General features: G+C 72.6%; 12 protein-coding genes. 7 read left to right on the top strand and 5 right to left on the bottom strand.

Annotation, left to right across the window (positions count from 1 at the left end):
- Window positions 1–180 precede the first annotated feature (180 nt).
- Window positions 181–672 (top strand): flavin reductase family protein, encoded by a 492-nt coding sequence (locus HCK04_RS07480; protein WP_260617155.1) that lies wholly within the window; start codon window positions 181–183, stop codon window positions 670–672.
- On the opposite strand, the gene sppA is transcribed toward HCK04_RS07480, so the two are convergent.
- From sppA to HCK04_RS07465, 3 genes are all read right to left on the bottom strand, one after another.
- Entirely contained in the window at window positions 665–2,356 is a 1,692-nt protein-coding gene (gene sppA, locus HCK04_RS07475; RefSeq protein ID WP_142646211.1) for a signal peptide peptidase SppA, read from the bottom strand. The two genes, HCK04_RS07480 and sppA, sit on opposite strands and share 8 nt — an antisense overlap.
- 101 nt (window positions 2,357–2,457) lie before the next feature.
- Window positions 2,458–4,107: a glycosyl hydrolase family 18 protein gene (locus HCK04_RS07470; RefSeq protein ID WP_142646209.1), complete on the bottom strand. Its 1,650-nt coding sequence runs from the start codon at window positions 4,105–4,107 to the stop codon at window positions 2,458–2,460.
- A gap of 168 nt (window positions 4,108–4,275) precedes the next feature.
- The gene (locus tag HCK04_RS07465) at window positions 4,276–4,656 is read right to left on the bottom strand and encodes a MerR family transcriptional regulator (protein ID WP_030506153.1); all 381 of its coding nucleotides are present in this window, start codon (window positions 4,654–4,656) and stop codon (window positions 4,276–4,278) included.
- 209 nt (window positions 4,657–4,865) lie between these two features.
- Between HCK04_RS07465 and HCK04_RS07460 the strand changes: the two genes are divergently transcribed.
- From HCK04_RS07460 to HCK04_RS07450, 3 genes are all read left to right on the top strand, one after another.
- The gene (locus tag HCK04_RS07460) at window positions 4,866–5,807 is read left to right on the top strand and encodes a chlorophyllase (protein WP_030506152.1); all 942 of its coding nucleotides are present in this window, start codon (window positions 4,866–4,868) and stop codon (window positions 5,805–5,807) included.
- Window positions 5,808–5,996: 189 nt separating this feature from the next.
- On the top strand, window positions 5,997–7,136 hold the full coding sequence (locus tag HCK04_RS07455) for a sensor histidine kinase (RefSeq protein ID WP_142646207.1): 1,140 nt from the start codon (window positions 5,997–5,999) through the stop codon (window positions 7,134–7,136).
- Window positions 7,133–7,810, top strand: coding sequence for a response regulator transcription factor (locus tag HCK04_RS07450; protein ID WP_142646206.1), 678 nt, complete (start codon window positions 7,133–7,135; stop codon window positions 7,808–7,810). Before HCK04_RS07455 ends, HCK04_RS07450 begins: the two co-directional genes overlap by 4 nt.
- A gap of 27 nt (window positions 7,811–7,837) precedes the next feature.
- On the opposite strand, the gene HCK04_RS07445 is transcribed toward HCK04_RS07450, so the two are convergent.
- Window positions 7,838–8,773 (bottom strand): LysR family transcriptional regulator, encoded by a 936-nt coding sequence (locus tag HCK04_RS07445; protein WP_142646204.1) that lies wholly within the window; start codon window positions 8,771–8,773, stop codon window positions 7,838–7,840.
- Between the two features lie 329 nt (window positions 8,774–9,102).
- On the opposite strand from HCK04_RS07445, the gene HCK04_RS07440 reads away from it, so the two are divergent.
- Window positions 9,103–10,524 (top strand): MFS transporter, encoded by a 1,422-nt coding sequence (locus HCK04_RS07440; protein WP_260617154.1) that lies wholly within the window; start codon window positions 9,103–9,105, stop codon window positions 10,522–10,524.
- A gap of 19 nt (window positions 10,525–10,543) precedes the next feature.
- Here HCK04_RS07440 and HCK04_RS07435 read toward each other — a convergent pair whose 3' ends face one another.
- Complete coding sequence (locus HCK04_RS07435) at window positions 10,544–11,230, bottom strand: DUF2306 domain-containing protein (RefSeq protein ID WP_240971093.1); 687 nt, start codon at window positions 11,228–11,230, stop codon at window positions 10,544–10,546.
- A gap of 161 nt (window positions 11,231–11,391) precedes the next feature.
- On the opposite strand from HCK04_RS07435, the gene HCK04_RS07430 reads away from it, so the two are divergent.
- Window positions 11,392–12,375, top strand: a complete 984-nt coding sequence (locus tag HCK04_RS07430; protein WP_142646200.1) for an NAD(P)-dependent alcohol dehydrogenase — start codon at window positions 11,392–11,394, stop codon at window positions 12,373–12,375.
- A gap of 6 nt (window positions 12,376–12,381) precedes the next feature.
- Window positions 12,382–12,546 (top strand): hypothetical protein, encoded by a 165-nt coding sequence (locus HCK04_RS07425; protein WP_168065712.1) that lies wholly within the window; start codon window positions 12,382–12,384, stop codon window positions 12,544–12,546.
- Window positions 12,547–12,554: the final 8 nt, after the last annotated feature.

The following is a 12,554-nucleotide window of genomic DNA, read 5'->3' as shown; positions in this document are numbered from 1 at the left end:
TGTCCGGACCAATGCCCTCGGGCCTGGTAAGGAGGGGGATTCGGCCTTTTCCGCAGGGCGTCGCCCGGACGCGGGCGCTCGCTGGCGCCGAAGGCCGGGACCCGTGCACAGCCGGGAGCTCGGTTGCGCGTCCCGGTCCCCGGTGGCACAGTCGCACGCCGGAGGGGAAGGAGCCGGGGCGTGGGACCTGCACAGGGACTGTTCACCGAGGCCATGGCGCAGGTGGCCGCGGGCGTGGCCGTCGTGACGGTCAAGGACGACCGCGACGACCTGGGCACGACGGTCGCGACCCTGATGTCGGTGTCGCTCGACCCGCCGCTCGTGCTGATCAGCCTCGATTCGGCCGGATATCTCGCCGAGGTGCTGCTGCGCAGGGACCGCTGGGCCGCGAGCGTCCTCGCGGACGGCCAGCAGACGATCGCCTCCAGGTTCGCCACGGCCGGACGGCCGGGCGCCCGGCTCCTGCTGGCCGGGGTCGCCCACCATCGCGGCCCGCACAGCGAGGCGCTCGTCGTGGAGCAAGGGGTGGCGGCGATCGAGGCCGAGACGGCCCGGGTCGTCCCGGCCGGCGATCACACGCTGTTCATCGGCGAGGTCCTCGGCGTCGACTACGTCGACGCGTCCAGGGCCCCGCTCGTACGGCTGCGCTCCCGCTACCGCGCGATCACCTGATCGTCCACCAGCCCGGCAGCACCAGCGGGCCGTACGCCGGGAGACCGAGCTGCCCGGCCATCCGCGCCAGCGGCCCCCACGCCTCCAGGCGCACCCGGGCGAGCGCGGCCGACCTGTCCTCGCTCGACTCCGGCGGGCGCAGCCGCTCCAGGGGGTGCATGCGGGGATAGGTCCGTACGGGTGCGTCGCCGGGCAGCCCGGCCCGGCGGCGGGCCAGGGCGAGGGCGTCCTCCAGGCCGCCGAGCTCGTCGGCGAGACCGGCCGTCCTGGCGTCGGCGCCGGTCCACACCCGGCCCCTGGCCAGCTCGTGCGCCCGCTCCTTGCTCAGGCCACGGCCCTGCGCCACCTTGCCCACGAAGTCGTCGTAGATGCGGTCGAGCCAGGCGTTCACCCGCTGCCACTGCTCGTCGGAGAACGCGGTGGACGGCGAGAACATCCCGGCGTTGGCGCCCTCGGTCACCGACTCGGTCACCACGCCGAGCTTGCCGAGCAGCTCCCCGACCACGGGCTTGCCGCCGAACACCCCGATCGAGCCGGTCAGCGTGCCCGGCTGGGCCACGATCACGTCGGCGGCCATCGACACGAAGTAGCCGCCGGAGGCCGCGAGGTCGCCCATCGACACGATGACCGGCTTGCCCGCCTGGCGCGCCAGCACGACCTCCCGCCAGATCGCGTCGGAGGCGACGTACGATCCGCCGGGGCTGTCCACGCGGAACACGATGGCCTTGACCTTCTCGTCCCGGCGGGCCGAGCGCAGGGCGGCGCAGATGGTGTCGGAGCCCATGGCGCCCCCGCCGCCCAGCGGCGAGCGTCCGCTGCGGCCGAGACGGATCATGCCGGTGCCGTGGACCAGGGCGACCGTGGCCGCCCCGGGGTGGGGGAGCCTGCCCGACAGCGCGCTCTTGGCGTACCGCGACACGTAGAGCAGGTGCGCGCCCTCGTCGACGGTCTCGGCGTAGACCTCGTCGCGATACTTCAGCTCGTCCACGAGCCCGGCCTCGACGGCCTCCGACCCGATGAACGGGCCCTGGTCGATCAGCTCGCGCACCCGCTTGGGGTCGAGGCCGCGTCCCTCGGCGATGCCCGCGACGATCTGCTCGGTGACCGACTCGGCGATGCGCCCCGTCGACTCGCGGTGGGCGTCGGTCATGTGGTTCTGGGTGAAGGTGTTGGCCGCGGTCTTGTACTCGTGCCGCTGGCCGAGCTGATACTCCACCCCGGCCTTGGCGAGCGCGTCGCGGAGGAACCGCTGCTCCAGCGCCACGCCGGTCAGACCCACGTCGCCGGAGGGCTGGAGGTAGACCCGCTCGAAGGCGCTGGCCAGGTAGTAGGGGACGGTGCCCGCGCCGAACTCGCCGAACGTCTCGGCGAACGCGACGGTGTGCTTGCCCGCGGCGCGCAGCTTCACCACGGCCGTACGCAGCTCCTGCACCATGCCGAGGCCGAGGGGGTTGCCGCCGATCTTGACGATCAGCGCGGTGACGCGGGGGTCCTTGCGGGCGCGGCGCAGGCCCGACAGCACCTCGGTGAGGCGCGCCTTGCGCATGGACAGCAGGGCGGTGACGGGGTCGGAGGGCGGGCCTTCCGACAACCCCTCGGTCAGGTCCAGTTCCAGCACGAGCGGCGCGGTACGGCGCTGCCGCAGCTTGCCGACCGTTTCTACGATCGTCCTCGTCGCGTCCATAAATGCCACCATAAGCGAAGGTTTCGCCGGGGTGGCCGGATGATCAGGGCCCCCGCGCGAGACGCGCGAGGGCCCATGACGGTGCGAGGCGCTTACTTCGGTTACTTCAATCCGTTGGACATCGCGGTGATCAGCTCACCGTTGGAGGTGTCGCCGCTGAACTCCCAGAAGAACGCTCCGCCGAGACCCTGGTTCTTGGCGTAGGTCATCTTGCCGCCGATCGTGGCGGGGGTGTCGTAGCTCCACCAGTTCGAGCCGCACTTGGCGTAGGCGGTGCCGGCGACCGTGCCGGTGGCCGGGCAGGTGTTCTTGAGGACCTTGTAGTCCTCGATGCCCGCCTCGTACGTGCCGGGCGCGGCGCCGGTGGCGCTGCCGCCGGGCGCGGCCTGGGTGACGCCGGTCCAGCCGCGGCCGTAGAAACCGATGCCCAGCAGGAGCTTGCTCGCCGGCACGCCCTTGCTCTTGAGCTTCTGGATGGCCGCGTCGGAGTAGAACCCTGCGGTGGGGATGCCGGAGTAGGACGTGAGCGGCGAGTGGGGCGCCGTCGGGCCCTGTGGGGCGAAGGCGCCGAAGTAGTCGTAGGTCATCACGTTGTACCAGTCGACGTACTGCGCCGCGCCGCCGTAGTCGGCCGCGTCGATCTTGCCGCCGTTCGTGCCGTCCGCGGTGATCGCGGCGGTGACGAGGTAGCTGGAGCCGAACTTGGCCCGCAGGGCCGCCATCAGGTTCTTGAACGCCGCCGCACCGCTGGAGTCACAGCTCAGGCCGCAGGCGTTCGGGTACTCCCAGTCGATGTCGATGCCGTCGAACACGTCGGCCCAGCGCGGGTCCTTCAGCAGGTTGTAGCAGGAGTTCGCGAACGCGGTGGGGTTGGCCGCCGCCTGCCCGAAGCCGCCCGACCAGCTCCACCCGCCGAAGGAGTAGAGGACCTTGATGTTCGGATACATCGCCTTGAGCTTGCGCAACTGGTTGAACGCGCCGCGCAGCGCGTTGGGGTTGTCCCAGGTGTCGGCCTTGCCGTCCACGCTGTTGGCCGCGGTGTAGGCCATGTCGTAGTCGGCGTAGGAGTCGCCGATCGCGCACTGGCCGTTGGTCACGTTGCCGAAGGCGTAGTTGATGTGGGTGAGCTTGGCGGCCGAGCCGCTGCTCACGATGTTCTTCACGAAGTACTGCCGGGCGTAGACGCCCCAGTCGGCGAAGTAGCCCAGCACCTTCCTGCCGCCGGGCGGCGGGGGCGTGGGGCTCGCCGAGGGGGACGCCGAGGGAGACGCGGACGGCGAGGCCGAGGGAGACGCCGAGGGCGAGGCGGACGGGCTGGCGCTCGGGCTCTTGCTCGGGCTGGCCGAGGGGGAGCTGGTGGGCCCGCCGGTGCAGGGCGCGCCGTTCAGCGTGCAGTTCATCGGGGTCGAGCCGCCGGGCGCTCCGATGAAGCCGAAGGTCGCCGTCGCGCCCGCCGCGAGGCCGCCGCTCCAGGAGGGGTTCTTGAACGTGTAGTGGTTGCCGCTCTTGGTCATGGTGGTGTCCCAGGCCGAGCTGATCGACGCGCCCGAGGGCATGTCGATCTCGACGGTCCAGCTCGGCAGGGCGTCCGACCCGGCCTTCACGGTGAACTTGCCCTGGAAGCCGGTGCCCCAGTCGGAGTCGACGGAGTACGTGGCGGTGGCGGGGGTGGCGGCGGTCGCGGTCCCGAGCGCGAGCGGCGCGAGTAACGCCGCGCCCGCGATCAGGGAGCCGAGGAGGATCTTTCGCACCGGAGCTCCTGCTCTTGGGGGGTAAAGGACAGGAAAGTTTCCTATTAGTTAGGAGAGTAAGCGCAGACAGGGAGGGGGTCAACGCCCTCGTTCGCCGCTAAGGGTCGTTTAAGCCTCCGCTAAGGTCGGAGCGCCGTCTTGGGGGAAATCCGGCCCGCCCTGGCCGGGCTAGGCGGTGGTCTCCTGCCTGCAAGAAGCGCCGGTGACCATGTTGCTGCCGGCGGCGGTGATGACGGAGTCGAGCCGGTCCCGGGCGTGCATGAGATCGGTGATGCGCCGGTCGACATGCTCGCGCTCCGCCGCCAGCCGCTTGAGCAGGGCGGGAGTGGCGCGGCCGTCGATGACGCACGGCATGAGCTCGACGATTGTCTTGCTGGACAGCCCGGCTGCATACAACTGCTGGATCAGCCGGACCCGGTCGACCGCGCTCTCGGGATAGTGGCGCTGGCCGCTGGGGCTGCGCTCGGCGCTGAGCAGATTCTGCTCCTCGTAGTAACGCAGGGCCCGGACGCTGACGCCGGTCCGGGCTGCGAGCTCTCCGACGCGCATCTCGTCTCCTGGTGACATCCATCACGTGACTTGCCTCTGACGTCAACGTCAGCTTTTAGCGTAACCGGCGGGCGCCTCCGCGGGGGACCTTCTCCTGGCCGGCCTCCCGGCGCACAAGGGCGTGAGCGAGAGGGGCGCCTCGAACGCGTCCTCCACGAGAAGACAGCCCGACCTCACCCATCCGCACGACACCTGAAAGAAGCACACGCATGACCACGTACAAGACGACCGGCCTCACCGGCCCCGCGTCCACCCCGACCGTATCGGTGAAACCGGTCGTGCTGCCCGCGCCGCGGCGCGGCGAGGACCTGCACGTACGCGTCTCCGCACCGGTCGTCGGCACTGAGCTGCCGATCGTGCTGTTCGCACATGGATTCGGCTCGAACCTGGACGGCTACGCCCCTCTGGTCGACCACTGGGCCTCCCACGGCTTCGTGGTGATCCAGGCCACTCACCTCGACTCCAGGCGCCTCGACATCGCCGCGGACGATCCCCGCAAGCCCGACGTGTGGCGCTACCGCGTGCAGGACATGAAGCAGATCCTCGACGAACTCGACACCCTGGAGGCATCCGTGCCCGGCCTAGCCGGCCGGGTGGACCGCAGTCGAATCGTCGCGGCCGGACACTCCTTCGGCGGCCAGACCGCGGGTATCCTCGTGGGTCTGCGCGTTACGGACCCCAGGACCGGAACCGCGCAGGACATGTCCGACTCCCGGGTCATGGCCAGCATCCAGCTGGCCACAGCCGGCAAGGGCGGCGACGAACTGACCCCCTTCGCCCACGAGAGCGCTCCCTGGCTGCGCGACCAGGACTTCTCCCATATCACCGCGCCCGGACTCGTCGTCGCCGGCGACAAGGACGAGCTTCCGCTCTCCACCCGGGGACCGTCCTGGACGACCGACCCCTACACCCTCAGCCGGGGCGGCAAGAGCCTGCTGACGGTCTACGGCGGCCGGCACTCCCTCGGCGGCATCTCCGGCTACGAGGCGGCGGAGACCACCGACGAAGATCCCGGCCGAGTCGCCCTCGTCCAGCAGGTCACCCTCGCCTACCTGCGCCACGTCACGGGCATCGACCACGCCGACTGGGAAAGGGCGCAGGCCGCCCTCGCCGGTGACTCCCACCCGCTGGGACGACTGGAATCGAAGTAACCACCCGCGCCGAACCCGGCTTCCACACCCACCTGCGGAGCGGAAGCCGGGCTCGGTGCCGAGGGGCGGGCAGGCAAAGCCGTGAGAACGGCTGCCCGAGCGAGATCAGGCCAGTCGAGCCGGCCGGGCGACAGGACAGTCTCCACACGGGGGCGGCGCGGCGGACGCCGGCTCTCGTACCATGATTCGGTGCACGGCTTCGTCCGCTCCGTGTGGTCCGAGCCCCGTCCCCCCGATCCACCCGTACGCGTGTGGCGGGACTGGGCGCTCGTCGGGGTGCTCGTGCCGCTCGCGGTGCTCGAAGGGGTGCTGCGGCCGGACCTTCCCTGGCGGCTGTTCGCGGTGGCCGTGACCGCCGGACTGGCGCCCACCCTGCTGTGGCGGCGCACCCGGCCGCTGGCGATGCTCGCGATCTGCTTCGTCGTCACCGGGGTGATCCCGATCATCGCGACCGGCACGACGCTCGATACGTACACGCTGGGATACATGCTGCTCCTGCCGTACGCGGTGGTCCGGTGGGGGTCGGGCAGGGAGATCGTGGCCGGCCTGGGGATCATGCTCACCGCCGCCGGACTGTCCGTGCTCGCCGACCACGCCGCGTTGCCCGACGCGGTCGGGCCGTTCGCCGTCATGCTCGCGACCACCAGCCTGGGCGGCGCGTTCCGCTATCGGGCCGGGGCGAGGATGCGCGAGCTCGACCAGGTCAAGCTGCTGATGCGCGAGCAGCTCGCCCGCGACCTGCACGACACGGTCGCGCACCACGTCTCCGCGATGGCCATCCGCGCACAGGCCGGGCTCGCCACGGCGGCGTCACGGCCGGACGCCGCGGCCGAGGCCCTCCGCGTGATCGAGGCCGAGGCGGCCCGGGCCCTCGACGAGATGCGCGCCATCGTCCGCGTCCTGCGCCGCGACCGTCCGGCGGAGCTGACCCCCGGCCCGCGCATCGCCGAGATCGAACGGCTCGCCGGCCGGGGCGGCTCCCACCATCCGGCGGTCGAGGTGGAGATAACGGGAGACCTCGACGGTCTGTCGCCGTCGGTCGAGTCCGCGGTCTACCGCATCGCCCAGGAGGCGGTGACCAACGCCGTACGGCACGCGCGCCGCGCCACCCGGGTCGAGGTGCGCGTCGCGGCGGACGAGACGGCGGTGCGCCTGTGCGTGCGCGACGACGGCGACGGGGGCGCCACGCGCCCGGCCGCGCCGCCGGGATACGGGCTCATCGGCATGAGCGAGCGCGCGAACCTGCTCGGCGGCACGTGCGTGGCCGGCCCGGACCGCGATCGGGGGTGGGCGGTGACCGCGGTGCTTCCCCGGGCCGGGGCCACATGAGCGAGCGAGCCGATGGGCACGGCGTCCGCGTGCTGATCGCCGACGACCAGGAGATCGTCCGCACCGGGCTCTCGATGATCCTCGACGCCCAGCCGGGCATCGAGGTCGTCGGCACCGCAGCCGATGGTCGCCGGGCCGTCGAGCTGGCCCGGCGCCTGCGACCCGACGTGTGCCTGTTCGACATCCGCATGCCCGGCACCGACGGCATCGAGGCGACCCGGTCGCTCGCCGGTCCTGACGTCGCCGATCCGCTCGCCGTCGTCGTGATCACCACGTTCGACCTCGACGAGTACGTCTACGCGGCGCTGCGGGCGGGGGCCCGGGGGTTCCTGCTGAAGAACGCCGGTGCCGACATGCTCGCGCAGGCCGTGCACGCCGCCGCCGGAGGCGACGCGCTCATCGCCCCGAGCGTCACCGCGCGGCTGCTCGGGGCGTTCGCCCGCACCGGTCCCGCCGCGTCGCCCGCGCAGCCTGTCGAGGCGCTCACCTATCGGGAGGAGGAGATCCTCGCCGCCGTGGCGCGTGGCCGGACCAACGGCGAGATCTCCGCCGAGCTGCACATCTCGCTCAGCACGGTCAAGACGCACGTCGCCAGCCTGATGGCGAAGCTGGGCGCCCGCAACCGGGTGGAGATCGCCATCTGGGCGTACGAGACCGGCCGCGCCGGAAGCTGACCGGACCCCGGCGGGGAGTCGCGGCGTTCAGCGGGGGATCGCCCACCGGGGTGTCCAGGTCCCGGCCGCGTCCTGCCCGGCCGTGGCGGCGGCGAGGTGGGCGCGGAGGGTCGCCAGCGCGGGGTGGGGGTTGTCGCGGCGCCACAGGAGCGCGTGCGGATAGACGGGAGTGGGGTCGGTCACCGGGATGCGGCGCAGGCCGTGCCCGGCGGGCCAGACGAGGCGGGTCTGCGCGCCCATGAACGTGGCCAGGGACGGGGTGTCGGCGATGGTGTCGAGGAGCGCGTCGGAGCCGAAGTTGGGACCGGTCGCCTCGATGGTGAGGCCGAACTCGGCGTAGAGGTCGTCGTAGTAGGCGGCCCACTCGGTGCCGGGGACGATGCCGGGCATCCAGATCCGGTGCCCGGCGAGCTGGGCGAGCGTCACCGACCGGGCGCCCGCCAGCGCGTGGGCGGGGCCGGTGACGAGCTGGAGCGCCTCGTCGGTCACCCGTACGGCCTCGATGTCATCGGGCAGCGGCCGGCCGGGCTCGGCGACGGCGCGGAAGGACGCGTCGATCGCGCCGGACCGGATGGCGGCGACGGCCCTGTCGATGTCGAACAGCATCACCACGTCGAGCTCGATCTCGGGGTGCGCCCGGTGGAAGCCGCGCATGAGGCTCGACGCCGCGCCGCGCGAGTTGAGCACGTCGACGCGCAGCGCACGGCTGCCGGCGCGCACCGAGGCGACGGCCCGCTCGGCGGCGCGCAGCAGCTCGCGGGCGTGGGGCAGGAACGCCTGCCCGTCGATGGTGAGCTCGGCGCCGCGCGGCCTGCGGAGGAAGAGCCGCACGCCGAGGTCGCGCTCCAGCGCCGCGATGCGCTTGGAGACGGCCTGCTGGGTCACCGCCAGATCGGCGGCGGCCTCCTGGAACTGCCCCGCGTCGGCGACGGCGACGAAGGTCCGGACGGCGTCGAGGTCCATCCGGACACCTTAGGTCGTGGCCGGCACACCATGGTCCTGCTGCGTCCTGCTGCGTCCTGCTGCGTCCTGCTGCGTCCTGCTGCGTCCTGCTGCGTCCTGCTGCGTCCTGCTTGTGCCCTGCTGTGCGGGGCCCGGGCGGCGCCTCTTCGCTCCGTCGCCCTCGCGACGGGCGGCGTTCGTCCGGTGCTTCCTGGGCGTACAACCGGTGGTTGTCATGGAAGGGCCTAGCGGTTGTTTGATCCCTGGTCATCGGGCTCGCTTTGATGCTGCCGATCGCGAATCGGTTGTGCGGCATCGGTCGTACGGCATCGGTCGTACGGGATCGGGTTGTGCGGGCGAGTGACGAGGGGACGTCGGACATTGCGGAACGGACACCGGCCGGGGCACCGGCTGGGCGGCGGTTCGGGTGGCTCTGGGCGGCGTACGGCACCAGCGCGCTCGGCACGTGGCTCGCCTTCGGCGCGTTCCCGCTGATCGCGGTCCAGGTGCTGCACTCCGGGCCGGCGGAGGTCGCGGCGCTGTCCGCCGTGGGGGCCGCGGTGGGTGCGGCCGTGGCGGTGCCGCTCGGCCCGTGGGTGGAGTTCCGCCGCAAGCGGCCGGTGCTGATCGGGACGGACCTGGTGCGGTGCGCGGCGCTGCTGACGATCCCCGCCGCGTACGCGCTGGGCGTGCTGTCCTTCGTCCAGCTCCTGCTGGTCTCGGTCGTCGTCGCGGCGGCCGACATCACCTTCCGCGCCGCCTCCGGGGCGTACCTGAAGACGCTGGTGCCGGCCGGGCACCTGCTCGTCGCCAACGCACGGTTCGAGTCCACGGCCTGGACGAGCGCGATCATCGGACCGCCGCTGGGCGGCGCCGCGATCGGGCTCCTCGGCCCGGTGGCGACGGTGGTGGCCGACGCGGTCAGCTACCTGCTCTCGGCTCTGGGCATCCGTGCGACGGACGGCGGGGAGCGGCGCCCCGAGCGCAGGCAGGCCGCTCGCATGCGCATCGGGGACCTGCTCGACGGCTGGCGCTACATCCTGGCCGACGCGACGCTGCGTCCGCTGTTCTTCAACGCCGCCGTGTTCAACGGCCTGGTGATGGCCGCCGATGCGCTGCTGGCCGTCCTGATGCTCGGCCGGCTCGGGTTCGCGCCGTGGCAGTACGGCCTCGCGTTCGCCGCGCCCTCGATCGGCGGGCTGCTCGGCTCGCGGCTGGCCCGGCCGCTCGTCACCCGGTTCGGGCAGCACCGGGTGCTGGTCGCGAGCGGGGCGCTGCGCGCGCTCTGGCTCGTGGGCCTGGCCTTCGTGGGGCCGGGCACCGGAGGGATGCTGCTGGTGATGGGCGTCGAGCTCGGGCTCGTCTTCTGCTGCGGGGTCTTCAATCCCGTCTGCGCCACCTATCGCCTCGAACGCACCGCGCCCGGCCGGATCGCCCGCATGCTGTCCGCCTGGACGGTGACCACCAAGGCGTCGATCGCGCTGCTGACGGCCGTCTGGGGTGTGCTGGGCGGCCTGCTCGGCCCGCGTACGGCCATCGGCCTGGCGGGTGTGCTCCTGCTGGCGACCCCGCTGCTGCTTCCCCGCCGCGCCGCGACGACTCCCGAGCACGCTGCCGAACTGCCTGCCGAACTTCCCGCCGAGCACCCTGCCGACTCCACAGCCGACTCCACAGCCGACTCCACGGCCGAACCCCCTCCCGAGCCCGAGCCCCACGCCGAGCCCGAGCGCGAGCGCGAGCCCGAGCCGGGGCCCGCGCCGAGCCGCGCCTGACGGCGGGGACACGGGCCGCCTACCTCACCCTCCGGTACGGGAGCCGGGAGCCTCTGCGTACGGCCCACTCCGCGACGGCGAGGTTGATCACCCAGCCGGCGCCCATGAGCAGCGCCCGGGGGAGCGGGCCGGGCTCGCCGGCCAGCGCCACCCAGGGACCGACGGTCAGCAACTGGGTGCCCGCGCCCATGCCGATCGCGTAGCCCCGCGTCATCCAGGCCCGGTGCCGGGTGACGTCCCGCCGCCGGATCGCCGCGAAGCCGAGGACGAGAGACACGATCATGAGGGTGCCGAACACCAGCCGCAGGCCGACGAGCAGGGCGCTGTCGTTCTGCAACGGGGGATAGAACAGCGTCATCCACAGCCCCGAGACCGCGCTGACGAGCCCGGACGGCACCACGAGCCGCCCGGCGGTGCGGTGCCAGGCGGGCCTGCGGCGGCGCAGTCCATGGGCGAACTGGAGCGCCCCCAGGATGCTGAAGAGCGTGACGGAGACGATGTGCGCGACGACGGGCGCGGGCGTCGCGAAATAGCGGACGCTGTCGTGGGTGATCGGCCCGCCCCCGGCCAGTTGCCCCAGCCGGGTGGAGCCGGCGATCACCGGGACGGCGCTGAGCGCGATCAGCGCGGCGGGCACGAGCCGTCCCGCCCTGCGGTTCCGGCCCGGCAAGCTGCCGAGCGCGGGGCGTTCCATGGATTCGGTCATGGGGCGATCGTCGTTCGCGCGGGGGCGGCGTTTCATCGGCGGAACGGCCGGACTCGCGCCACCCGATCGGCTGCCGATCGGGCGTACTTTCGGCCGATACGCCCCGCATGCGGCGCTTCTTACGCTGGCCCTCCCACCGCCGAGGTGACGAGGAGAATGCGATGAAGGCGTACGTCATCCGCTCGTACGGTCCGCCCGACGTCCTGGAGCTCACCGACGTAGACACGCCCGCGCCCGGCCCCGGTGAGGTGCTGGTGCGGGTGCGCGCCACCTCCGTCCAGCCGTACGACTGGCACCACATGAGAGGCGAGCCGTACGTCGCGCGCCTGATGGGCGGCACGGTCGGCCCGCGCAGGCCGCGCATCGGCATCCTGGGCGCCGACGTGGCGGGAGAGGTCGAGGCGGTCGGCGCCGGCGTCACCGCGTTCCGTCCGGGCGACGGGGTGTTCGCGCTGCTCACGCAGGGCGGCTTCGCCGAGTATGTGTGCGTGCCGGAGGGCGCGCTGGCCCGCAAGCCGGGGAACCTGTCGTTCGAGCAGGCGGCCGCGGTGCCGATGGCGGCCGTCACCGCGCTGATAGCGCTCGACCTGGGACGCGTCCAGGCGGGGCACGAGGTCCTCGTCAACGGCGCCTCGGGCGGCGTGGGCACCTTCGCGGTGCAGCTCGCGAAGGCGTTCGGCGCCGAGGTCACCGCGGTGTGCAGCGGGCGCAACGCGGACCTGGTGCGGTCGATCGGCGCGGGTGAGGTCGTCGACTACACGAAGGAGGACTTCACCCGGCGCGGACGGCGTCACGACCTGCTGATCGACATCGCGGGCACCCGCGCGCTGCCGGCCTGCGCGCGGGTGCTGAAGCCCCGGGGGACGCACGTCGTCGTCGGCGGGCCTGCCGGGCGGTGGCTGCAGCCGGTCCGTCACATCATGGGGACGCTCGCGGCGTCGCCGTTCGTGTCCCAGCGTGTGGTCACCGCCCAGGTGGCGTACGGCGAGAAGGCCCGGGGCGACCTGATGCGGCTGACCGACCTCGTCGAGGACGGCGACGTCACCCCCGTCATCGGCCGCACCTACGCGTTCGGCGAGCTCCCCACGGCCGTCGCGTACGTGGAGCGGGGCCACGCCGCCGGAAAGGTCGTCGTCACGATCTGACCGGCCTTGCGGGGCTCTCCACGGCCGCGGTCGGACGACGCCGAGCGGCGGCAGTTCTACCTGGGGCAGCGCTCCTGGTTCCTGCTCGTCGGCGAACGCGGCTGGGACTTCGAACGCGCGGAGAGATGGCTCGCCGCCGCGGCCAAGGAGGCGCTGCTGAAAGAGCCGTAAGCCGCCGG

It is taken from the genome of Microbispora sp. CL1-1, from assembly GCF_012034195.1.
Taxonomy (GTDB): Bacteria; Actinomycetota; Actinomycetes; order Streptosporangiales; family Streptosporangiaceae; genus Microbispora.
Note: the sequence above shows the minus strand (reverse complement) of the source record. Positions and strands in the feature narration are given on the sequence as shown.

Bases quoted from the DNA above. Each gene is read 5' to 3' on its own strand.
- sppA (WP_142646211.1), bottom strand. From the start codon at position 2,356: ATGGACGCGACGAGGACGATCGTAGAAACGGTCGGCAAGCTGCGGCAG.
- HCK04_RS07465 (WP_030506153.1), bottom strand. From the start codon at position 4,656: ATGCGCGTCGGAGAGCTCGCAGCCCGGACCGGCGTCAGCGTCCGGGCC.
- HCK04_RS07460 (WP_030506152.1), top strand. From the start codon at position 4,866: ATGACCACGTACAAGACGACCGGCCTCACCGGCCCCGCGTCCACCCCG.
- HCK04_RS07450 (WP_142646206.1), top strand. From the start codon at position 7,133: ATGAGCGAGCGAGCCGATGGGCACGGCGTCCGCGTGCTGATCGCCGAC.
- HCK04_RS07445 (WP_142646204.1), bottom strand. From the start codon at position 8,773: ATGGACCTCGACGCCGTCCGGACCTTCGTCGCCGTCGCCGACGCGGGG.
- HCK04_RS07435 (WP_240971093.1), bottom strand. From the start codon at position 11,230: ATGACCGAATCCATGGAACGCCCCGCGCTCGGCAGCTTGCCGGGCCGG.
- HCK04_RS07430 (WP_142646200.1), top strand. From the start codon at position 11,392: ATGAAGGCGTACGTCATCCGCTCGTACGGTCCGCCCGACGTCCTGGAG.